This is a genomic window from Brevibacillus fulvus (genome assembly GCF_016908525.1).
In the GTDB taxonomy this organism is placed as follows: Bacteria; Bacillota; Bacilli; order Brevibacillales; family Brevibacillaceae; genus Brevibacillus_G; species Brevibacillus_G fulvus.
Genome location: NZ_JAFBEB010000005.1, coordinates 1 through 22,672, shown reverse-complemented (window position 1 = coordinate 22,672; position 22,672 = coordinate 1). Strand labels below are relative to the sequence as shown.

The following is a 22,672-nucleotide window of genomic DNA, read 5'->3' as shown; positions in this document are numbered from 1 at the left end:
TTAATCGTCAAGCTGTCCAGATATCTTTCAGGGAGGAAGTAAGATGAGACGTTATCTACTCTTTTTGTTCATTGCTCTTCCGTTGTTGGTGGTAGCGGTGCCTGCCACGCTCGTGTACTACTTCTCTCCTGCAACGCCGCCCGTTCAGCCAGCTGGCAAAAGTCTGGCCTCTCCTGCGTCGCTGCCAAATCAAATCCCCGTCAAAGTCTACCGTTCGGAAAAAAAAGTTGTAGAAACAGTGCCGCTTGAAAGCTATGTTGAAGGAGTGGTAGCTGCGGAGATGCCGGCCGATTTTGAATTGGAGGCACTAAAAGCGCAGGCAATGGCCGCGCGCACCTATATTATCCGCAGAATCAATGCCAATGATTTCAGCGATGTCCCCGATGGTGGGCAAGTGCTGGATACGGTCAAACATCAGGTGTATCTCGATGAAGAACAGCGCAAGCAGAACTGGGGCGACCAATTCGAATGGAAAAACGCGCGCATTCGGCAAGCTGTGCTGGAAACGGCGGGAATGATCCTGACTTACCAGGGCGATCCGATCGACGCGACGTTTTTTTCAACCAGCAATGGGTTTACCGAAGATGCCAGCGAATATTGGCAGCAGCCGATTCCTTATTTGCGCAGTGTAGCCAGTCCGTGGGATGTCAATTCTCCGCGCTATGAAGAGAGCAAGCCGATCAGCGTCGCCGAAGTGGAACAAAAGCTGGGCGTGAAGCTTGATCTGGCGGCCGCGCGACAAGGCGGCTGGTATCAAGTGATCCAACGGACAGCCGGCAATCGCATCGGCAAGATCCAGATTGGAAACAAGGAATTTACCGGCCGGCAAATTCGCGAAAAACTCGGCCTGAATTCTTCAGCCTTTACGATGGAACTTCGCGGGAATACGATCGTATTTCATACACGCGGTTACGGCCATGGCGTGGGCATGAGTCAATGGGGGGCCAATGGGATGGCCAAGGCCGGCAAAAAAGCGGAAGAGATCGTCAAATATTTCTACCAGGGAATCGCCTTGCAAAACTATCAACAGGCGGTGAAAGGGTAGCGTCTGTCTTTTTGTGCCAAATTTTTAATTTTCCCTCCTCGCTCAGGTTTATACAGTAAAAAACTGGTGATACTGAGTGATGAGGTGATGAAAATAATGGATGAACAAAAAAATCAAAATCAACCGATTCCGTTTAAAAAGACAAGCAGCTGGAGAAGTTTTCTCGGAAAGAAATGGGCCTTTCCCGCCATCTACATCGGAGCCGCAGCAATTATTCTAGCATTCGTGATGTGGTATCAAGGCAGCCTGACTGATTCGCTGGTGACCGAGTCCGAACAGACGGAGCAAACGGCAGCTGTTCAGCAGGAAGAAAGCGAGCCAACCGTTCAGGAAGAGGAAGCGGTCCCGGCCAGCAATGCGACACCGCAATTGGGAATGCCGGTGGCTGAAGGTGTCTCCTACAAAGTGGGCATGAACTACTATGATGAACAGGCTTCCAGCGAAACACAGGCCGCTGCGTTGGTCAAATACGATGACTCCTATATTCCGCACACGGGAATTGACCTGACTTCGACCGATGGCAAAGCGTTTCAGGTAACGGCAGCACTGGCCGGGAAAGTGACCAAAGTGGAGAATGATCCGCTGGTTGGAAACCAGGTAGAAATCGAGCATCCGAACAAAATGGTGACGGTGTATCAAAGCCTCGAGCAGGTAACAGTCAAACCGGGGGATGAAGTCACGCAAGGACAGCCGATCGGAACAGCCGGACGGAATGTCTATGAGAAGGATGCCGGCATCCACCTGCACTTTGAAGTAAGGGTCGACGGCAATAACGTCAATCCCGAGCAATATATGAAACAAAGTCAAACGGAATCGCAATAAACAGGATGTGAATGGAGGCGTCGTCCTCCGCGCAGGTTGCCGGAAATCCCGGCAGCCTTTTTTGTTTTAGGTCAGGAAACAACCTTCATTGATATACCGCAGCCGGTTTATGCAGCTGAAAAATCGGCCATGTCTTTCCTGATGTGTACACGCTGTCTAAAAAAGATATGGTCTTGCTGGCTTGTCAGGCTTGGAAACGTAGAATATGTGTCCTCGCCTACCCATATATTGTAACAGACAATCTCGATACAGGGAGGCGAGTAGCGTGCATGATTACATCAAAGAGCGAACCATCAAAATCGGTCGATATATTGTGGAGACGCGTAATACGGTTCGCATGATCGCCAAAGAGTTCGGAGTTTCCAAAAGCACAGTCCACAAGGATTTGACGGAACGGCTGCCAGAGATAAATCCGGAATTGGCCAATCAAGTGAAAGAGATTCTCGAGTACCACAAAGCCATCAGGCATTTGCGCGGCGGGGAGGCGACAAAAATCAAATATAAACGGAAGAGCAAAAAAGTCCGAATCGAACAGGAAGAAAGTGTATAAGTAAAAATTCGACAAATTCTAAAAGGATTTCCTTGTCCTCTCACGAAAAAAAACCTATGATAAAGTAGAGTTAATGTATTTTACAGGGAGGACCTTTCATGTTTAGCAAAGATATCGGGATCGATTTAGGAACGGCCAACGTATTGATTTACGTTAGGGGAAAGGGAATCGTCCTGAACGAACCATCGGTTGTTGCCATTGATAATCAATCCAAAAAGGTATTGGCGGTGGGGGACGAAGCTCACCGAATGGTTGGTCGTACACCAGGTAACATTGTCGCGATCCGGCCTTTGCGAGATGGAGTGATTGCCGATTTTGAGATAACCGAAGCGATGCTGAAGCATTTTCTTGCCAAAATTGGCGGTAAAAGCGTGTTTGCGCGCCCGCGTATCCTGATTTGCTGCCCGACAAACATCACCTCTGTGGAACAAAAGGCGATTCGGGAAGCGGCGGAGCGCAGCGGCGGAGCGCGGGAAGTATTTATCGAAGAAGAACCGAAAGTAGCGGCAGTGGGCGCGGGAATGGACATCTACCAGCCTTCCGGCAATATGGTAGTCGATATCGGCGGGGGCACCACTGATGTGGCGGTATTGTCGATGGGCGACATTGTCACCTCTTCCTCTATCAAAGTAGCTGGCGATAAATTTGATTTGGCAATTATGCGATACATAAAGAACAAATATAAGTTGCTGATAGGAGAGCGTACGGCTGAAGATATCAAAGTGCAGATTGGAACGGTTTCCGGCGGACGCCAGGACGAAATGGACATTCGCGGGAGAGATATGGTAACCGGTTTGCCACAAACCATTACCATTCACTCCGCAGAAGTCCAAGAAGCCCTGGCCGAATCGGTCAGTGCGATTGTACAAGCTTCCAAGAATGTTTTGGAACGAACACCGCCGGAACTTTCTGCCGATATTATTGATAAGGGGGTTTCCCTCACAGGGGGAGGCGCCTTGATTCACGGACTGGACCAGTTGCTGGCTGATGAATTGAAAGTGCCTGTCCTGGTAGCGGAAGACCCGATGATGTGCGTAGCCAAAGGGACGGGAATGATGTTGGAATACTTGGACAAGGCTCCGAGCAGCCGCAACAAGCGACTCTTTAGCTGAAGCCGCGAAATGCAAACAGGAAAGGGGGATAACCGATGATCAGGGGTCTATACACAGCCGCTTCCGGAATGCTGGCGATGCAGCGTCGTCAGGAAGCTTTGGCGAACAATCTGGCCAATGTGAATACGCCAGGCTATAAAGCGGATGAAGGGGTTTTGCGGGCGTTTCCGGAACAGTTGCTCTCCCGAATTCGCGATCCTGAAGGGCCGACGGTAGATGGTTTGCCCAATTTTACCGGACAACCTGTGCCGATTGGTACGTTGCATACGGGAGTCTATATGTCGGAAGCGCTGCCGATCTTTACGCAGGGGGATATTATCGAGACGAAAAATCCGTATGATCTCGCTTTGATGGACAACCTCCCGCCGGTCGAGGGTGAAGACGGCCGACCGGTCAAACGCAGCCTGTTTTTTGGCATTGCGCGAATGGACGATCCGGCTCAGCCGTTAACCGATCCGGCGCAAATCCGTTATACGCGCAACGGCAATTTTAATGTGAATGCCGATGGCTATCTGGTAACACCTGATGGCTACTATGTGCTCGACAACCAAAACCGGGCGATTCGACTGAATGATCCGCAAGGGATTTCCACCGGCGATCGGGTTGTCTTCAACGAACGGGGCGAATTGTTCTTGCCGGGACCGGCCGGACTGGATGAAGCGGACCCAACTCAACAGCTGGGTTATTCGCTTGGCTTAAAACTTGTCACTGACCCAAACCAACTGATTCGGGAAGGCAACAACGTCTTTCGCTGGGGCGGGCAGGGACAGCCCGCCGATCTCGACCCGTATGATCCGGCTGTTCAAGGGTTTTTCGGCGTGAAGCAGGGATGGGTTGAGCGCTCCAACGTGGACTCGACCAAGACGATGACCGATATGATGGCGGTATTGCGGGCTTATGAGGCAAATCAACGGGTGATCACCACGCTCGACGGTACTTTGGATAAAGCGGTCAATGAAGTTGGCCGCGTAAACGGATAGGAAGGGGGAGTTTGAGCCATGCAATCTCTCAATATCTCTGCATCGGCCTTGCGCACTGTGCAGGCCGCGCTTGACAACACGGCAAACAATCTGGCGAATGTAGACACCATAGGCTATAAGCGGCGCGAAGCTTCCTTCTCCGAGCTGCTCGCCGACAATATGCGGGAACAGCCGGCGACAGACACACAACGGAATTCGCCGGCGGGCTTGCGCATCGGTCGGGGCGTCAAAATTGGGACGACCAAACTCGATTTGTCGCAGGGCAGCGCCAAAACTACCGATGTGCCCACCGACCTGATGATTCAGGGGAAAGGCTATTTCATGGTGACGCATCGGACAACAGATCAAAACGGTGTGTTTTTGCAGGAAGAGTTTCGTCTGACCCGGGACGGCTCATTTAAGCTTAGCCCAAATGAGGCGACGGGCACATTTTTTTTGACGACGGCCAATGGAGACATTTTGGTTGATGAAAATGGTCTACCGGTGGAAGTGGCCAGCAACGACTTTAAAGTGACGGAAGATGGTCATATCTTTGTAAACGGCGAGGACACCCTGACCCGCATTCCGGTGTGGCAAGTGGACAACCCTGAGCAATATACGCAAATCGGGCAAAATGAATACGCTTTGGTTTTGCAGCCGGGCGAACAGCCGGGGATGTTGTTTCAGGAATCGACTGCGACGATTCGCCAAGGGGCTTTGGAAGCGTCCAACGTCGATGTTAGCGCTGAGATGACCAACCTGATTACGACGCAGCGGGCGTATCAGCTCAATTCGCGGGCGATTGCCATCACCGACCAGATGATGGGCATTGCCAATCAATTGCGCAGCCGCTAAGTGAAAAAATGATGGAGGAAAGGTGAATGGATCAGACCAAGGGGAAAAGCTTCCCGCAAGACAGGCCGAAAGCAAGGGAAAGAAAGCCGACCAGAACCAATCGGACGTGGGCAGCCGTTATTGCCAGGCTCTTGATCATTCCGTTTCTGCTCTTTTTTTCACTGTTGATTGGCTTGATCATCGGATATGGCGTTCTGGGCGATCAGCCTGTTTCAGAAGTGTTTAATCTCAACACATACAAACATATGTATGACTTGATCTTTTCCGGTACATGAGCGAGTCGTGAAACCGCGAACAAGACCTCATTCGACAAGAGGGATGAGGTCTTTTTCTTTGCAACACGAGCATTCCCCAAAAAAAGCGGAGGAGACAGAACAGACTTGTTGCCTTTATTGGCCACAGAGTATAATAGAGTGGCAATTACAAGGGGACAGCGCTCGTCTAATAAAGGTACCTGTCGGCTGCGGCCGCAACCGGTACGGCGGAGGGATATCCGTGAATGTTCCAAACCTGCTTACGCTTTTTCGTATTGTCCTGATACCTGTTTATTTATATATTTTCTTTTTGCCGGGATCTTATCACACGCACATTGCTTTTGGCATCCTGGTACTGGCCGGATTGACCGATATTGTCGACGGCTACATCGCTCGCAAGTATAAACTGGTAACAAGCTTTGGTACGATGATGGATCCGCTGGCGGACAAGTTGATGATGATGGCGGTCATATTTTCGTTATTGTTTACAGAGCGGATCAGTGTGTGGGCCGCCCTGTTTTTCTTTGCCCGGGATTTGGGCATGATTGTCGTGTCCGCGTTTTTTCACTTTCGGGGCAAAAAAACGGTGCCGGCCAACGTGTTTGGCAAAATCACCACGGTTTTGTTTTATATCACCTTTCCGCTGCTGATGTTTGAAGTGCCATATGCGGAGCCGCTGCTGTGGCTGGTGATCGCCTTTTCCTTTGTCACCAGCGCGGTTTATGTCATCAAGTTTCGTTTGTTGAATCGCATGCTATAATAAGGAAAAGAGCACGGCCCGGCCAGTGGGCGTGCCCCTTTATCTTAACCCCGTTCCCATCAAGAGAAAGGGAGTTATCCATAGTCTAAGTTTCGCGGAAGTTCTTCATGCATCAGCAAGTCAACAAAAAGATGGAAATGGAGTTGTGCAAATGGATACAAAAACGCTTTTGGACAGTGCGGAAATTCAAAAAATTATTCCACACCGCTACCCGTTCCTGTTGGTCGACCGAATCATCGAGTTGGAGGTCGGCAAACGAGTCGTCGGGCAAAAAAATGTGACAATTAACGAGCCGTTTTTCCAAGGCCATTTTCCCGGTTATCCGGTCATGCCCGGCGTATTGATTGTCGAAGCGCTGGCGCAAGTAGGGGCCATAGCCGTCCTGAGCATGGAAGAAAACAAGGGGAAACTGGGCTTTTTGGCCGGTGTCGACGGCTTCCGATTCAAGGAGCAGGTAAAACCCGGCGATACATTGACACTGGAAGTGGAGTTGACGCGGCTGCGCGGTTCGATCGGCAAAGGCCATGCCATCGCCAAAGTGGATGAGAAAATCGTGGCAGAAGGAGACATTATGTTTGCTCTTTCGGCACAACAAGAGGCACATTCATGATTTTTTCTTGAATGTGCTTTTCTTTTGGAGTAGAATGGCTAAGGTGCAACTTTTTGCGTTTTTTTGACGTCTGTGTCTATATAAGTAGCGAAGGTGGAATATATTCACAATGAAAGTCGCGAGAATATTAGGGATACCGTTTTCAATCCGCGGCTTCCATGAGACGGTGGAAGAGTTGGTCGACCGGATCGAGCGCGGTGAACAGACGCATGTGGTCACGGCCAACCCGGAAATCGTGATGATTGCGCAAGAACATCAAGAATTCCGTCGAATTGTCGAGCAAGCCTATGTGGTTCCCGATGGGATTGGCATTGTTTACGCGGCCAAGTGGCTGGGCTTGCCGATTTATGAACGCGTAACTGGAATCGAATTGTTGGAAGCGTTGATGCAGGTTGCCGATCAGCGCGGTTGGAAAGTCTACTTGTTGGGAGCTTCTCCGGAAGTAAACCGACTGGCAGCCGAACGTCTGGCCGAGCGGTATGCCGGGGCAAAGATCGTCGGACATCGCGACGGGTACTTTTCCCAAGACGAGGAAGCGGCGATCGTGCAAGAGATTGCCGAGCACAAACCCGAGTTGCTGTTTGCGGCATTGGGAGCGCCGAAGCAGGATCTCTGGATGGACCGTTACGCCGCAAATTTGCAGGTATCGCTGATGATGGGGGTAGGCGGCAGCTTTGATGTAATTGCCGGGAAAGTGAAACGGGCGCCCCGCGTCTGGCAGCGATTGCATCTGGAATGGCTGTACCGGTTGCTGTCCCAGCCGTCGCGCTGGCGCAGGCAGTTGGCTATTCCGCGCTTTTTGTGGAAAGTGGTTCGGGAAACAAAGAAAGCATAAAAAAGGATAACGGAATCGTATAGAGAGGGGAAAAGAACGGATGTCTAGTCTTGTTTACGGACTTTTGACTTCGCTCATCGTTACATTCATCGCAACGCCATATGTCAAAAAACTGGCCGTCAAGATTGGCGCCGTCGATGCGCCCGACCAAAGAAAGGTACATAAGCGGATTATGCCAAGATTGGGCGGACTGGCGATTTACATTGGATACCTGGTTTCTTTCTTTCTGTTTGTCCCCTACGAGAAAACAGAGGAAATGCTGGGCATCTTCGTCGGCGGGACAATCATTATGCTCACCGGGATGCTGGATGACAAATTTCAGCTGTCACCCAAGTGGAAGCTGCTTGGGCAGCTGGTCGGCACAGCGGTTGTCGTGATCCCGTTTGGCTTGAAAATCGGCATCGTTCATTTGCCCTATAACGGATATATCGATTTCAGCAGCGGCTGGTTGGCGTGGCTGGCGATTCCGATCACGATCTTTTGGATTGTCGGGGTAACCAATGCGATCAACCTGATTGACGGTCTCGACGGATTGTCGGCCGGGGTGTCGGGGATCGCGGTCGGCACTATGGCCGTCGTCGCGCTGATCATGGGTTATTCCGGTGCCGGCGCCTATTACAATGATGTCGCCACTTACTGCTTCGTATTGTTGGGGGCAATTCTCGGGTTCCTGTACTTCAACTTCCACCCGGCGAAAATTTTCATGGGCGATACCGGATCGTTATTCCTTGGATTCAACCTGGCGGCTCTGTCGATCATGGGCTTTAAGGAAGCGTTGTTTGTTTCGTTCATCATCCCGATCGTCGTGTTGGGTGTGCCGCTGTGGGATACGTTTTTTGCGATTGTGCGGCGGATTGTCAATAACAAACCGATCTCGGCTCCGGACAAGGGTCATTTGCATCACTGCCTGTTAAATATGGGACTCTCCCATCGGGCGACCGTTTTGACGATCTATGCAATCAGCATCTTCTTCGGAACGATTGCCATCGTTCTGTCCAAGACAACCCAATTGTGGACGACCATCATTCTCATAGCGATTTTGCTGTTCGCCGTTCATATCGGCACCGAGATCGTCGGACTTGTCGGGCGGCGTTATCGCCCGCTGATCAATGCCTATCGGCGGTTGAAAATCAAATATACGGAAAGACGCAGTCACTAATCATAACGAGCCGATCTGCCTGAGCAGGTCGGCTTTTTGATTTGTGGTACGGTCCAGTTAGGCGAAAATGCCTATTTGCAAGATTTTGTCTAAAATTGAAGATTCGAATTGCCGATACATAAAAGATAGAAGAAGTAGTTCTAATCGAATGCAAATTTTCCAGCCCAACCAGGCTAAAACTCAAGGAGAGGTGAAAAGAATTGCGCACATCAATGAGACAAATTAGGCAGTGGCTGGCGACAAGCTTGTCGATGCTGTTGCTGATCACAGGTCTCCTGCCGGCGGGAGTGGCTCTTGCAGCGGAAACGATTAACTTTGATGCCAGTACTGCGGTACCTGTTGCATCAAGTGGTGACGGAACATCACAATCAAAAGCTTACGTCGTTAGCTCCCAAACTATATCAGGTTTGAAAGTTGCTTTTTCCGGAACTACAGAACTCAGTCCACAAATTCGCATTACGTTAAACGGTGATCCGTTGCAAACTTTGCCGGATACAACAGACCCTGTTAATCCGTCCTATACCATTAAAAATTTCAACTTAAGTCCAGGTGCTAACGTTTTGATGGCACAAATCGTAAGCACAGGAAATAAAGCTTATATTTATTATCAATACAACCCGACCGAAGACAATCGACCGATTATACTGGATGGATATCAAAACCAAGGGATTGATCCGTATAATGCGGTAGTTTTTGGTGATTCGAAGATTACGCTAAGCGGTACATATGGCGCTGGCCTGACCGGAAGTAATTTGCGAATAAAGATCATTACCAATAACGGTCAAACAGTCAATGATCTGGAAAAAACACCGCCAAAACTGGGAACCAATAACAGATTCACTTTTAGCGATATTCCGTTAAGTGCTGGATTAAACCAGATTGTCTTTTATGAAAAGTTAGGCAATACAACAGCAGAGCACCTCAATTTTTATGTGCAGTATAATAACACGCCGTTGCTCAGCAATCTGACAATTGAAGATACTCCGCTTGAGCCTATAGATACAACTTTTATAACTGTTGATTCCGCGGATAATATGGAACTGCGGGTCAGCGGGAAGGCAACCAACGCAGACACAGTAGAAATCCGAAACAAAACAACAGGGGAAGCGGTAGAGGCAACAGTTAGCCGGACCGGTCTCTTTTCCGCCGACTTGCCTGCTCGGCTGGGGGAAAACATATTAGCTTTCACTGCAATCAATAACAACAAAAAAGTGGGCGAAATTGATCGGACTATTTTTATTTTGACTTCAGAAGATGACGAAGACAGCCTTTTTTATGATGTTAGCCTGGGCTCGATCGCTTTGAATCCGGATAAGTCGGTAAATTTGTATAACGATGTGACCAGTTTCGATTTCGTTGGGTACGCTGCAATTAAATTTGACGAAACAAGGAATACGAATCTCAAGTTTGAGGTAAAAGTTGAGGATACTACCAATGCTTCCGCAACCCCAATCACTTTTGAAATATCCGGAAGCGAGTTGACGAAGGAAGGGACAACGCAAGACGGATTCAATCGCTATAAGTTGAATAAGCCGGCGGCAGTTTCTTCTTCTTCGTTAACGGAAGATCACACGTATCGTGTCTCCTTAAGTTATAGTTATGACGAAGTTGATTCATCCGGTGGCCATTCGCCAGCAGGTAGTACAAGCATGAACAATTATAAATACCTGTTTACTTATGTAGACAAAGACAAACCTTTGTTTGGGAATGTTGAGTATTTGTCAAGTGCGCTGTCCACCACGGAAAACAACGTTATCTCAACGGTTCCTGCCAAGTTTAAGGTTTATACACAAAACATGGCATTGGACGAAAGTAATTTCACGATCCGCTACAATAACGATGTAATGAGTGATATTGACTTCAATTCATTTTCGACAGCTGACGGTCAAGGATTTGAATTTACCCTTAAAAGTCTCGGATCTGGTGAAGGGGTACTAAAAATTTCTTATGAAAATGGGGGGGAATCGGCGGATACCCCGGAGTACCATCTGGAGGTTAATGTCTCTCCGTTTGTTCAGTTGACTTATGTCGATAGCAGCGGAAAAGTGCGATCTTTTGAAGATGGTTTTGTCGTTAATGACATCGATGATATTCCAAATCTTGACGGGAAAGTGTATAACACTACCATTTCCACCTTGGAAGCTGAATTGAACGGTGAACCTTTGGCAATAACCAGTCAACAGACAGATACATTCCGTATCCTGGATGATAAAATCAGTGACGGATTGAAAAAAGGTACGAATAAGCTGGAAATTGTTTTAAATAAAAAATATACGTTCACCTATGACATTTTGTTTATCACTTCGCAAGCTCCGACCATTACCGGAGTAAAGCTGAAAGTGAACGCAAACGGCAAGAATGTTGATTTGGAAAAGGATGCAGGCGATTCGGAATATAAAACAGGAGCGGAATTCCTCACCGATTTCACCTTCGAAGTCAATGATGCTACACATGTTTATGTGGAGAAAAACGGAAATCGGATCATTGATTTTGTCAATGATGATGGTGACTGGAAAGCAGACCGGAAAAATTACGAATATCTGGATACGCTGGATCAATTGCCGGATGACGACGATATCACCGACTATTTTGAGGAATATAATTTTGAATCGTCTGGCAAAAATGATTTTGAAGGCGAAATGAGCACAACGCAATATAATAAGATTTTAAAAAGTGTTCAAGATAAGGTAACTGATCCTGATGATCAGGAGGAAGCGCTAAATCTTTTCCCGTTAATCTTAGAGAAGAACGGAAAAACCATCTATACGATCGTCGCTGAAGACGATAACGGCGCCAGAGTTCGCTATGAGATCACCATCAATCAACAAACAAACAGTTGGGAAATCATATCTCCCACAAAAATTAGAGACAGCGATGAGTACATTATCGTGAACAGCAACAGTATACCGATCAAGATTTTCGCTGAAAACGCGGATAAAGTGATGTTCGGCAAAGTGGAGGCAACCGTAGAAAATACCACCAATCGAGATTTCACCTTTGACGAAGATCTTGGTAAGGCTGTGCCTAAAACCTATTATGTCTTTACAGCGAATGTATCCTTGAAAAAGGGGTTAAACACAGTTAAATTTACGGTGCAAGTTGGAAACAACAGCTATAACGATCAAGTGGAAATTTACAATGCCAACTCTTCTGTCAGCGGCGCTGAGTATCGGGATACTTTGGGTAAGAAAGTTAGTTTTTCCCTGTTTGATAAAGGACTGACTTTGAAATTTCCAACCGGTACTGTTCTTATGTCACCTGACGATAATGAAGCCGGGAAAAAAGTGGATAATCCCAACGCTCGCATTTATACAGATGTGCCGTTGTATTTCGGGATTGCCGATAAAACAACCGGGCAAGTAACGATTCCGGGCGATGATCTGGCAGATGATTTGGAATTAGACAATGATACGCTGTTAGAAAAGTTTAATTACGCAAGTCCGCTTTATTACATTGATGGCGGTTATGAAGATAATCCCGGCGGGAAAGATCCCTATGACGATGAAGGGGATACGGACGATTTTAAATCTCGCTATGATGAGAATTTAGTACCGAATAAAGAAGGAACCTTAACGATTGCTTACGATACTTCAGTCGTTAATGCTGCCAACAACGTTCTTTCTGTATTCTTCTTTGACGGTAGAGATTGGCATAGCCTTGGCGGCGTAGTGAATACAGGTAACCAAACAATCACAGTTCCGTTTCGGGCTTTCGGTTACTACATTGTTCTGAAAAACAAAGAGTCTTTTGACGATGTGGTGAACCACGATTACGCTCGTGACGATATGGAAACTCTTTATTCCAAAGGGATCATGTCGGCTTACAGCGGAAGCAGCTTTGGAGCCAATCTGGATATCAGCCGTGGAGAATTTGCAACGATGCTGGTAAAAGCGTTGGATCTGCCAATCAATGACGGTCCTTACGATGGAGATGATCCTGTTTCCCCGACATTCAGCGATGTGAAGCCCGATTGGGATACATGGGATTACGAGTACAAGTACATCGAAACAGCTGCCCGCGCCGGGATCGTGCGCGGAACGGAGCCTGGTTTCTTTGAACCGGATGAGCCATTGCTTCGTCAAGAAGCAGCAATTATGATTGCTCGCGCGATGAATTTAAAAACAACTGGAACTCCGGAAGCCGCTCAAGCGAATCTGGAAAAGCTGTTTACAGATGGAAAAGATGTTGGTTATTACGCAGCCCAATCGGTGCTGGCGGTAACGAAAGCAAAACTGATGACTGGCGAACCGGTTGATGCGAATGCAAAAAAACCAACATATCGATTCTTGCCGGAATCAAAATTGACCAGGGCTGACATGGCGGTCATTACCGTTCGTGTAATGAAGCAGCTGAAAAAACTGTAATATATAATAGAAGAAGCTGATCAGGAATCATCCCTGGTCAGCTTCTTTCTGCTTCATCGCCAACAGCGGTTATCGGTACTTCCACATACTCTTTTTCGCCCAGCGTAATCGCTGCCTGGCCGTTGGTCAGTTCGATCATGTCGGCGACAAACGCATCTTCTTCGCCATGCGGGACGAGAATATGCACCGCGACCTTGTCCGTATAGACCGTATCTTTGACCCGGCTGGCGCGAATGCGCAGTTCGTTTTCCACCTTGCCCCACCAATGATAATCGACACTGACGACCACTTCCTGATGGAGGATGCGGGCGACGATGCCGGCGGCGTTCAAGGCGGTGACGGTACCGGCCGTATAGGCGCGGACCAGACCGCCGGCGCCCAGCTTGATGCCGCCAAAGTAGCGGGTGACGACGACCACGGTATCTTTGCAGCCGTTTTTCTTGATGCACTCGAGAATCGGTTTGCCGGCTGTGCCGCTTGGTTCGCCATCATCGCTGGAACGTTGGATGTGATCCTGTTCGCCGATTACGAACGCGGAGCAGTTATGGGTGGCGTCCCAATGCTTTTTCTTGATCATGGCGATAAAGGCCACCGCCTCCTCTTCGGTGGTGGCGCGTTGGGCATATCCGATAAAGCGGGAACGTTCGATCACGATCTCATCTTCTCCGTACCCGGCGACGGTTTTGTATTGATCCAGCATAGTATCACCTCTGTAAACAAGGATAACATGCCTGTCAGCGGTTGCAAGGACGAAGCGGCAACAGGACGTCAAAAAAGTTTACCAGAAATAAACTAGTGTGTTTTTAAAAAATTTGTAAGAAATTTGTTATAGGATATATCTCTAGATACAATAAAATATTGATTGACTATGGTATAGTATCGTTGGGACAATCCGAATGAACCTCGTAAAGTCCAGGTTTACGCAGGGAACTGGCTTGCAAAATGGATAACAATGCTGAAAAAGGAGTGTTTATGATGAATTTTCCATATTCGAAAAAATGGATCACCGTGACGGTGGCAGCTGCTGTTGCCATCACCGCCGGCTCGGTTTATGCGGCAGACAATAAGACGACTGCCAACACGGCGGCTGCGACAGCTGCGACAACAACAACGGAAACAGCTGCGGCCAGCACAACGGCGCCGGCTGCTGCGGCGACGACCGCAAACGGAGCTGCCAATGCTGCGGCAACAACCGCCGAAACGACCGCACCTGCGGCTGACAGCACACAAGCATCTGCCGAAGCGGAGCCGTTATCGTTGGACAAGGCGATCGCCCAAGCGTTGAAAACAAACAAAACATTGCAATCGTTGCGCATCCAGATTGATACCGCCAATACCAATGCGCTGCTCGCCCGCAACTCCGCTCGCCACATTTCCAATGACGCGATCGAAGATATCTCCCAGGCGCAAAGCAAATACAGCAGCCCGGCGCAAGCGGAGTCGACCAAACGGGTCAATGCGCTTTCGTTGAAAAATACGGAAAACACGACCAAAGCGACCACCCAGCAAATGTACTATGATTTGCTGAATGCGCAAGCGCAGGTGGAATTGAAAAAACAAAGTTTGACTCGTTCCCAGGAGCAATTGAAAGTAGCGGAAGCGGGCTTGAAGGTCGGCACCAAAGCGAAATCCGACGTTCTGCAGGCGGAAATGGGCGTAGCGCAGGCGCAAGCTGCCCTGGTCAGCGCGGAAAATACGCTGAAAACCTCGATGATGAAATTCAATCAATATATTGGTGTCGACTTGAATAAAAAATGGGTGCTCAGTCCGGAGAACAAACAGCTGCAGCCGATCAGCATGAGTCTGCAGGAGGCAACGGAAAAAGCGCTCAAACAGCGTGTGGAAATCATTCAGGCACAGGAAGAATTGACCCTGGCCAAATTGAACTATGACATTATCGCCAAATACGGTTCCGCCGTGTCTTATGCCGGACAAAAGGCAAATAACGACATCGATGCCGCCGAACTGGGCATTCAGGAAGAACAGGATAATGTAAAACTCGATGTCGCCCAGGCGTACTATAACCTTGATGCGGCGAAACAAACGGTCGAATTTACGCTGAAAGCAAAAGAATCGGCGGCGGAAAACTACCGTTTGACCAACTTGCGCTTTCAAAACGGTTTGGCAACCACGCTCGATGTGATCCAGGCCGAAGAAGAGCTGTCCACGCAGGAAAACAACTATCAGGAAGCGCTGCGCGACTACAATCTGGCCGTCGTCAGCTTCGAGAATTCGCTGGGTGTTCCGCAAACAGAAGAGGAACAAAAATAACCCGACTGAGATTGGAAAAAGGTTGTAGATGACTTACGCTGACGAACAACCTATAATACGAATTGTAGCCAATCACGATGGCTGCGAGACGGTTCGACAAAAAAAAGAAAAAATTTTTAAAACCGAACCGCAACTTTTCGAATCGTGAAGCGTTTAATAGAATGTCACAGAAAAACGGGGAATTGTGTAAAAACAGATTCACGAACTCTACCAACTGTGGTACACTTATGATTGTTTGCTTTTTACACAATAAAAGATTTATTGCAAAAATAAAAACATAGGCAAAACCACGATCCTGCGAAAGGAGGTGAAACGCGCTTGCAGGATTCGGGCTTTAAAAAGAAAAATACATGTAAGGCAATTATTCCCCAAGAACAATTTGTTTATACTAGAGGAGGAGAACCTAAGATTATGAAAAAGGTTGTTAACAGTGTATTAGCTAGTGCACTCGCACTGACCGTTGCGCCTGCAGTTGTAGGTGCTGAAGAAGCAACTACTACTACTGATGCTGCAGCTACCCAAGAAACCACCACTACAACTGAAGAAACCGCAGCTCCTGCAGCTGCTGAAACTGTAGATCCTGCGCTTCAACAAGTTGTTGGCCGCCTCCAAGCTCTCGGTTTGGTAGCTGGTTATGAAGATGGTCAAATCGGTGCAGACCGTACGATCACTCGCGCTGAGTTCGCAACTTTGGTTGCTCGTGCTCGCGGTCTCGAAGAAGCAGCGAAATTGGCTCAATACCAAAACAATTTTGCTGACGTTCACACCACTGACTGGTTCGCTGGTTTCGTAAACGTAGCTTCTAACCAAGAAATCGTTAAAGGTTATGCAGACAAAACCTTCAAACCACAAGCTCAAGTAACTTATGCTGAAGCGATCACCATGATCGTTCGTGCACTTGGTTATGAGCCAGCTGTTAAAGGCGTATGGCCAAACAACTTCATCAGCAAAGCTTCCGAGTTGGGAATCACCAAAACAATCGTTGATCCTAACAAAGCAGCTACTCGCGGTGACATCTTCACTTTCCTGGACAACGCTTTGACCGTTGACTTGATGAAACAAGTATCTTACGGTACTGAACTTCGTTTCGAAGAGCAAAAAGGTCAAACTTTGCTCAGCGAGTACCTCGATGTAACGGTTCGTGACATGGAGTGGACTGGCGATAACAACCTGAGCAACGACTCTCTGCCATTCGTTGAGAACGTACCTGCTGTAGGTCTTGGCGATCTGAAAGGCGACGAAGTTACTTTGCGCAACGTTGTTCTTGACAACGATAACGACAAACAAACTTCTTCCAAAACTTTCAAAGTGGCAGCTGGTATCGATCCTAACCAATTCCTTGGACAACACGTTCAAGTATGGATCAAAGATGCTGCTCAAGATACAGTAGTTTGGATGGAAAACTCCGAAGACGAAACTGTAATCAACGACCGTTTGGATACAATCCAATTTGACGGCAAAAACGTTGACGCTGGCGACGATATCGATATCGAAGAAAGCAACGACAACGATGAGTTGGAAAAATTGGAAGATGTAGAAATCAACCTCGACAGCCTTGGCCGTGGCTACAAACTGGATGAAGATGTACAAATCACTTACAACTTCAAACGTTATGAAGATGGCAAAGATGCTGTAAAAGGCTTGAAAGAATTGGTTGACGACTTCGCTGACAGCTATCCGTTCGCTGTGAAAATCGTTTTGAACGGCGAAGGCAAAATCGGTTACTTGAGCGTTGTTGACGATGTTCAACCAGACATCGACACCGATTCCAAATACGGTTCTGAAGTAATCGAAAAAGTATCCAACAACAAAATTAAAAACCTGGAAGACGGTTCCTTCGATTTGGATGACAAAGTAGAAGGCGAAGACTTCCTCGTATTCTTGAACGGCAAACCAGCGAAATTGGCTGACTTGCAACCAATGGACGTTTACAACGTTTACTATGCTGATGGCGATGAAGACAAACCGTTGATCTTCGCTACTCGCAACGTAGTAGAAGGTAAAGTAGACGACGTTGTAATCAAGAGCGACAACCGTCTGAAAATCGGTGACAAAGAATATCGTTTCCGCGGTGTTTCTTACTCCGATAACGGCAACAAAGATGTAGAAAAATTGAATCCAAACAACGATGAAAATGACGAACAAACCATCCGTGACCTCGATGGTGTGAAAGTAAAAGCATACCTCGACGCTTCCGGTCGTATCCGTCACATCGAAGCTTTGGATGATGTTAAATCGAAACGCGTATACGCTGTAGTAACTCGTCAAGCTACCTATGATGCTGGCGATGACGAATACAAATTCAAAGTGTACACAGAAAAAGGCAAATCCGAGACCATCAGTCTTGAAAAAGACGACATCAAAGATGTTGATGGCAAAGAGTATGACGGCGATGTAGTTGCTGCTCTGACTCCAGATGCAGAACAACCGGTAGTTGTTGAAGTTTCTTATGACAACAACAACGATGTAGATGAAGTTCAATTGGTTGACGCTCAATTCAGTGATGTTATCTCTGGCGAAGAGTGGGATGACGCTGCTGACGAAGACCGCGACAGTGTGAAAATCGATGGTACTACCTACGATGTAACTGATGACACGGTTGTATGGGATCTGCACAAAGGTGTAGAAGTTGACGAAGACTCTGATTTGGCTGAAATCGACAATCCGAAAACAACCAAATTCTCTACTGTTGCGAAGAAAGACAACTCCGATGTTGTTGTTGTAACCAACGATGACGATGAAGTTGAATTCATCTTCGTAGTAGGTGGCGACGGCGCAGCTAGCGATGTTCACTACGGTTTGGTAAGCAGCTTCTCTGATGCGAAAAACAGCGTAACACTGTTTGAGGATCAAGACCAAAACGGTGAAGTTGAAGAAGTGGAATACACTTTGGATGACGATGTGAACGATGCTGAAGATGTATTCGAACAAGGTGACTTCATTGCCTTCACGCTTGATGGTGATGAGCTCGTAGTTGACGATGTTGTAAACTTGGTTGACTGGACTGACAGTGACTACTATGACACTGAACTCGCTGATGAAGACGATTGGGAAAATGTCGATGTGAATGACATCAAAGCAGTTCGCGTTGATGAATTCGAAGACGACAGAATCTCCTATGAAAACGAAGATGGCGACATGGTTCGTTACAGCCTTGACAACGATGTATCCTACTACGATGCTGACGGTCCAGATTCCTTGAGCGATGTAGATGAAGATGACTATGTCCTCTTGATTCAAACCGAAGATAGCGGTGACGAATATCAATACGTTGTTCGTGTGGTAGCTGGCGATGACGCTGACGAATACGACATCGTTGACGATATGGATCAATGGGCTGCATCTTTGAACGATGACGCTGGCAACGGCGACGATGACGATGAAGAACCAGTTGATGGTGAATTCGTTGACAACGTAGCTGGTAAAAAAGTTGACATTGCTGGTGCAGCAACAATCGTTCGTGTAACTGCAGATTTGGGTAGCGATGTAGATGCTTCCGACATCGATGAACTCGTAGTTACTATCGATGGCGAAGAGTACTCCTTCGATCCTGCAGATGTAATTGAAGATGGTGAAGTGAAAATCGACATCACTCTTGATGGCGGTGCAGATCCATCCGAAGGTACTTTGACTGTAGTTCCTGTAGATGGCGATGAGCAAGAAGTTGACTTCGACATCAACGAATAATAAATAAACTTGGGACTCCGATCGAGTATAACAGGTGTTCAGGGGACCTAAATAGATGATGGGATCAGAGGGTTTCGGCCCTCTGATCTCCTACATAATCAATCTCCTGAATCATCGTAAACGAGAAAATCCTATCAATTTTTGGAGGGGTAGTACGTGAATAAAAAAGTAGCTGTTTCTGTTCTTTCCAGCGCAGTCGTAGCAAGCTTGGCTACATCCGCATTCGCAGCAAACGTTGGCACTGGTATCTACATCGGCGGAGATGTTGACAGATATTACTCCTACGATGCACTTCTGTCTGATGATTCCCAAGCTTTGTTCCAAGAAGACATTGCCGACATGGTAACCAACTTGGATAAAGTTGTATTCGTAACACCGTCTGGTGCTGCTACGATCGATGCACTCTTGGATGGCGAAACTTACCATGAGCCAACTGCTGCTGACTTCGAAGATAACGATTATACCGCTATCAAAGAAGACGGTACTACAGGTGAAAAAGTGAACCCAGTAACCGATTTGGGTGGCGACGAACCTACAGGCGATCTGGAAGTTGAAAGTGTAAGTGCAATTAACGCTTCTCAAATCAAAATCGAGTTCAGTGATGTAGTAGATAAGGATTCTGCTGAACTTCCTGCAAACGTAACCTTTGACGGTTTTGCTGGTGACACCAGAGAATTACAAGAAGATGGGAAAACTCTGATTGTAACAACAAATACCCCAATCAAAGTTAAAACAGATGTTGTAGTAACAGTTAAAGGTGTAAAATTAGATGCAGATAATACGAAAGTTGTTTCAACTTTCACCAAAGTAATCTCTGTTGAGGATACAGTTAAGCCTGATGTAGCCACTATCGTTTCTAAAACTAATAGTGCTACTGCTTCTTCTGTAGATCTTACTTTTACTGAGCCAGTTAAAGCTGCTGCGGTAGTCAAGATTGATGGGGCTGTTGCTGGAACAACTGTGGCAGGTTCTAAATTAACATTAAGCAACCTGTCCTTGGATGCATCTAAAACTCACACTCTTGAGATTGTGAATCTGACTGATACAGCAGATAACGTTACTTCTCTTGTATCCAAGACTTTCTCCATTACTACAGATGCAAATGCTCCTCAAGTTGTCAGCTTGGCTGCGAAGGGAGACCATCAAATTCTTGTTACCTTTAATAAAGAGGTTACACTTGCCTCCGTTCAAGCAGCTGTCGGTACCAAAATCAAAGATGAATTGCTTGCAGATGTTAACATAGACACCATTACTGTTGCTACCCCAGGGGCTACTGATTCTGACACTCAATTCATTATCCCAGTTAAAGATAAGCTCTACACAACTGCTACTTCTAGAACTTTAACTGTGGTATTCAACAAAGACATCACTGATACTCTGGGCAATAAGTCTGCAGCCGTTACTAAAACAGTGACTCTCACTAAAGATGCAACAGCTCCTGCGATCACAAGCATTCAGGCTAAAAAAGCAGCTGATGGTAAAACAGAAGCAATCATTGTTAACTTTAGCGAAGGTGTACTTGGTCAAACTGACGGCTTTGACGAAGGAAAAATCCGCGTACTTGCACCGAACGGAACTGATGCAACTGCTAACTTCTTTGACACTACTCAACCTGCAATTGCTGATGGTGCAACTAAAGCGACTGTTAAACTTAAAACTGCTACTCAGCTTTCAGGTGTATACACCTTTATCATTGCCAAAGATGCGGTGTCTGACTTAGCAGAAACTGCTAATACTTCTGCTGCTTTCACTAGCACAATTGATTTTGGTACTGCACCAACAGGTGAGTTCAAAATTGATCCAAGTGATGTTAAGGGTTCAAATAATAAAGATAACAAAATCACTGTTGACTATAAGCAAGTAGTAAAAGGTGGCGCTGTAGCTGGTTCTGCAACAGATGTTAGCAACTATACTCTGGCAGGTAAAGCATTGCCACAGGGTACTATTATTACACTCTCTGATGACCGAATGAAAGCAATCATTGACTTGCCAGATACAGAGGCTATCTCTGCATCCGATAAGGCAATCTTCACTATCAGTGGAGTACAAAACGCGGCTGGAACAACAATCACTCCTGTAACTACTACAGTTGATGTTGTTGATAATACAGCGCCTGTTCTCCAATCAGCCCGTGTACTTGATAACAAAACAGTTGAGCTCACTTTCAGTGAAGCTTTGGCTTCTGTTTCTAACACTAGTGTAGGTACAGAATTCACCATTACTCAAGGTGGTTCTGAATTGACCTTGGCTGATAGTGAACTGGTTGCAGATCCTGTTTCTGGCTTCGCTAACAAAGTCAAACTGACTGTAAAACAAGGTTCCGATAGCCCTGGAACTCCAGCTCAAGATGCTCAAGTTGGAACAGTAACTCCATCTGGAACTGGGTCAGCTACTATCGGTGGTACATTCAATGGTACTTCTGACACTAATTTTGTAGTTAAAGTTACTGAAGTTGACGCAAATACTGGTGCTGTAACTAAGGTAGCTGTTTCTAAAGATGGTGGTACAAATTATGGTGCTGACATCAACTACACTGATGGTGTGGATATCGGAGACGGTTTGACCTTGACTCTGTCTGGAACTAATGCGGTAAATGATACATTCTCATTTACAGCAAAGGCTGCTGTCGCTGCTGTTCCGGGAACAACTGCAACAACCCTCGATCTGACTAAAGATCTTGTAATTAAAACACTCGTACCAGCTACTGGTGCAGATGTTACGGACAAAGCTGGTAACTCTCAAGCAGCAAACGTAACAGTTAACATTTCTAAGTAACATATATTAAGAAGAGCCCGATATCTGGGCTCTTTTTTCTTTTACAAATAGGTGCTTCCCACAACCCGATAATGTCGAATGAGGTAGGCTCTTTTTAATTATTGTTGTTTTCTTATAGATTCTCTAAACAAAAAGGAAGCCTTTGGGTCTCCTTATCCACCATACCTCTCCAAAAAATCCTCAACGGCTTTGTTTACCACGTCCTTTACTGTGTAACCGGTACTGTTCACGAAACCCGTTAATCGTTCCGACAGCTGCGCTTGGATCTGGACGGTCTTGGTTACTGCCGGCCCTCTGTACCGTTTCATATGTAGCGGTTGCGGTCGATCGGTAACCATGTTGAGAACCGTCAATCAGACTCACTGCAAAATCTTTTCGACTCTAACTGAAAAACTCTAAGAATCCCTGATCAGAGAGCGGCGCTTCAGAAAAGTCAATCGGATTGCTCGTCTCTCCCTCCTGAACACTCGCTAAAGAATACTATTTACCTTTTCAGTACAGAAAAATCATCAATTTATGTGTTTTTGGCAAGTAAGAAATGTAGCAAATGGCAATTAAAAATGTACCACTTGCCAACCCCTAAATTATTTACCGTGTAATAGCGATTCTTTGTA

The 22,672-nt window shown here is 46.9% G+C and carries 16 protein-coding genes; 15 read left to right on the top strand and 1 reads right to left on the bottom strand.

The features are described from left to right. The first annotated feature begins 43 nt into the window (after window positions 1–43). The 12 genes from spoIID (at window position 44) to JOD01_RS08600 (ending at window position 13,325) form a co-directional block, all read left to right on the top strand. Window positions 44–1,045, top strand: coding sequence for a stage II sporulation protein D (spoIID, locus tag JOD01_RS08655; protein WP_204517882.1), 1,002 nt, complete (start codon window positions 44–46; stop codon window positions 1,043–1,045). Between the two features lie 96 nt (window positions 1,046–1,141). After that, window positions 1,142–1,867 (top strand): stage II sporulation protein SpoIIQ, encoded by a 726-nt coding sequence (locus JOD01_RS08650; protein WP_204517881.1) that lies wholly within the window; start codon window positions 1,142–1,144, stop codon window positions 1,865–1,867. A gap of 265 nt (window positions 1,868–2,132) precedes the next feature. Next, complete coding sequence (gene spoIIID, locus JOD01_RS08645; protein WP_204517880.1) at window positions 2,133–2,417, top strand: sporulation transcriptional regulator SpoIIID; 285 nt, start codon at window positions 2,133–2,135, stop codon at window positions 2,415–2,417. Between the two features lie 98 nt (window positions 2,418–2,515). Next, window positions 2,516–3,529: a rod shape-determining protein gene (gene mreB, locus JOD01_RS08640; RefSeq protein WP_204517879.1), complete on the top strand. Its 1,014-nt coding sequence runs from the start codon at window positions 2,516–2,518 to the stop codon at window positions 3,527–3,529. A 35-nt stretch (window positions 3,530–3,564) separates the two neighbouring features. Further along, window positions 3,565–4,509 carry a flagellar hook-basal body protein gene (locus JOD01_RS08635; RefSeq protein ID WP_204517878.1) on the top strand — a complete coding sequence of 315 codons (945 nt, stop codon included), beginning with the start codon at window positions 3,565–3,567 and terminating at the stop codon, window positions 4,507–4,509. Window positions 4,510–4,527: 18 nt separating this feature from the next. After that, window positions 4,528–5,343, top strand: a complete 816-nt coding sequence (locus tag JOD01_RS19865; protein WP_204517877.1) for a flagellar hook-basal body protein — start codon at window positions 4,528–4,530, stop codon at window positions 5,341–5,343. A 26-nt stretch (window positions 5,344–5,369) separates the two neighbouring features. Next, on the top strand, window positions 5,370–5,618 hold the full coding sequence (locus tag JOD01_RS08625) for a DNA-directed RNA polymerase subunit beta (protein ID WP_204517876.1): 249 nt from the start codon (window positions 5,370–5,372) through the stop codon (window positions 5,616–5,618). Between the two features lie 220 nt (window positions 5,619–5,838). Next, entirely contained in the window at window positions 5,839–6,357 is a 519-nt protein-coding gene (locus JOD01_RS08620; protein WP_204517875.1) for a CDP-alcohol phosphatidyltransferase family protein, read from the top strand. A 151-nt stretch (window positions 6,358–6,508) separates the two neighbouring features. Next, on the top strand, window positions 6,509–6,967 hold the full coding sequence (gene fabZ, locus JOD01_RS08615) for a 3-hydroxyacyl-ACP dehydratase FabZ (RefSeq protein ID WP_204517874.1): 459 nt from the start codon (window positions 6,509–6,511) through the stop codon (window positions 6,965–6,967). 109 nt (window positions 6,968–7,076) lie between these two features. Beyond that, window positions 7,077–7,802 carry a WecB/TagA/CpsF family glycosyltransferase gene (locus JOD01_RS08610; protein ID WP_204517873.1) on the top strand — a complete coding sequence of 242 codons (726 nt, stop codon included), beginning with the start codon at window positions 7,077–7,079 and terminating at the stop codon, window positions 7,800–7,802. A gap of 40 nt (window positions 7,803–7,842) precedes the next feature. After that, a complete protein-coding gene (locus JOD01_RS08605; RefSeq protein WP_204517872.1) occupies window positions 7,843–8,961 on the top strand; it encodes a glycosyltransferase family 4 protein in 1,119 nt (372 codons plus the stop codon). A gap of 200 nt (window positions 8,962–9,161) precedes the next feature. Then, the gene (locus tag JOD01_RS08600) at window positions 9,162–13,325 is read left to right on the top strand and encodes an S-layer homology domain-containing protein (RefSeq protein ID WP_204517871.1); all 4,164 of its coding nucleotides are present in this window, start codon (window positions 9,162–9,164) and stop codon (window positions 13,323–13,325) included. A gap of 37 nt (window positions 13,326–13,362) precedes the next feature. Here the strand turns inward: JOD01_RS08600 and JOD01_RS08595 are convergent, their stop codons facing one another. Beyond that, window positions 13,363–14,025: a YigZ family protein gene (locus JOD01_RS08595; RefSeq protein WP_204517870.1), complete on the bottom strand. Its 663-nt coding sequence runs from the start codon at window positions 14,023–14,025 to the stop codon at window positions 13,363–13,365. A 275-nt stretch (window positions 14,026–14,300) separates the two neighbouring features. On the opposite strand from JOD01_RS08595, the gene JOD01_RS08590 reads away from it, so the two are divergent. The 3 genes from JOD01_RS08590 to JOD01_RS08580 all read left to right on the top strand — a co-directional run bounded on the left by JOD01_RS08590 (window position 14,301) and on the right by JOD01_RS08580 (window position 22,058). Then, a complete protein-coding gene (locus JOD01_RS08590) occupies window positions 14,301–15,596 on the top strand; it encodes a TolC family protein (RefSeq protein ID WP_204517869.1) in 1,296 nt (431 codons plus the stop codon). Window positions 15,597–15,914: 318 nt separating this feature from the next. Continuing rightward, window positions 15,915–19,283 carry an S-layer homology domain-containing protein gene (locus JOD01_RS08585; protein ID WP_204517868.1) on the top strand — a complete coding sequence of 1,123 codons (3,369 nt, stop codon included), beginning with the start codon at window positions 15,915–15,917 and terminating at the stop codon, window positions 19,281–19,283. A 156-nt stretch (window positions 19,284–19,439) separates the two neighbouring features. After that, on the top strand, window positions 19,440–22,058 hold the full coding sequence (locus JOD01_RS08580) for a hypothetical protein (protein ID WP_204517867.1): 2,619 nt from the start codon (window positions 19,440–19,442) through the stop codon (window positions 22,056–22,058). The last annotated feature ends 614 nt before the right edge of the window (window positions 22,059–22,672 follow it).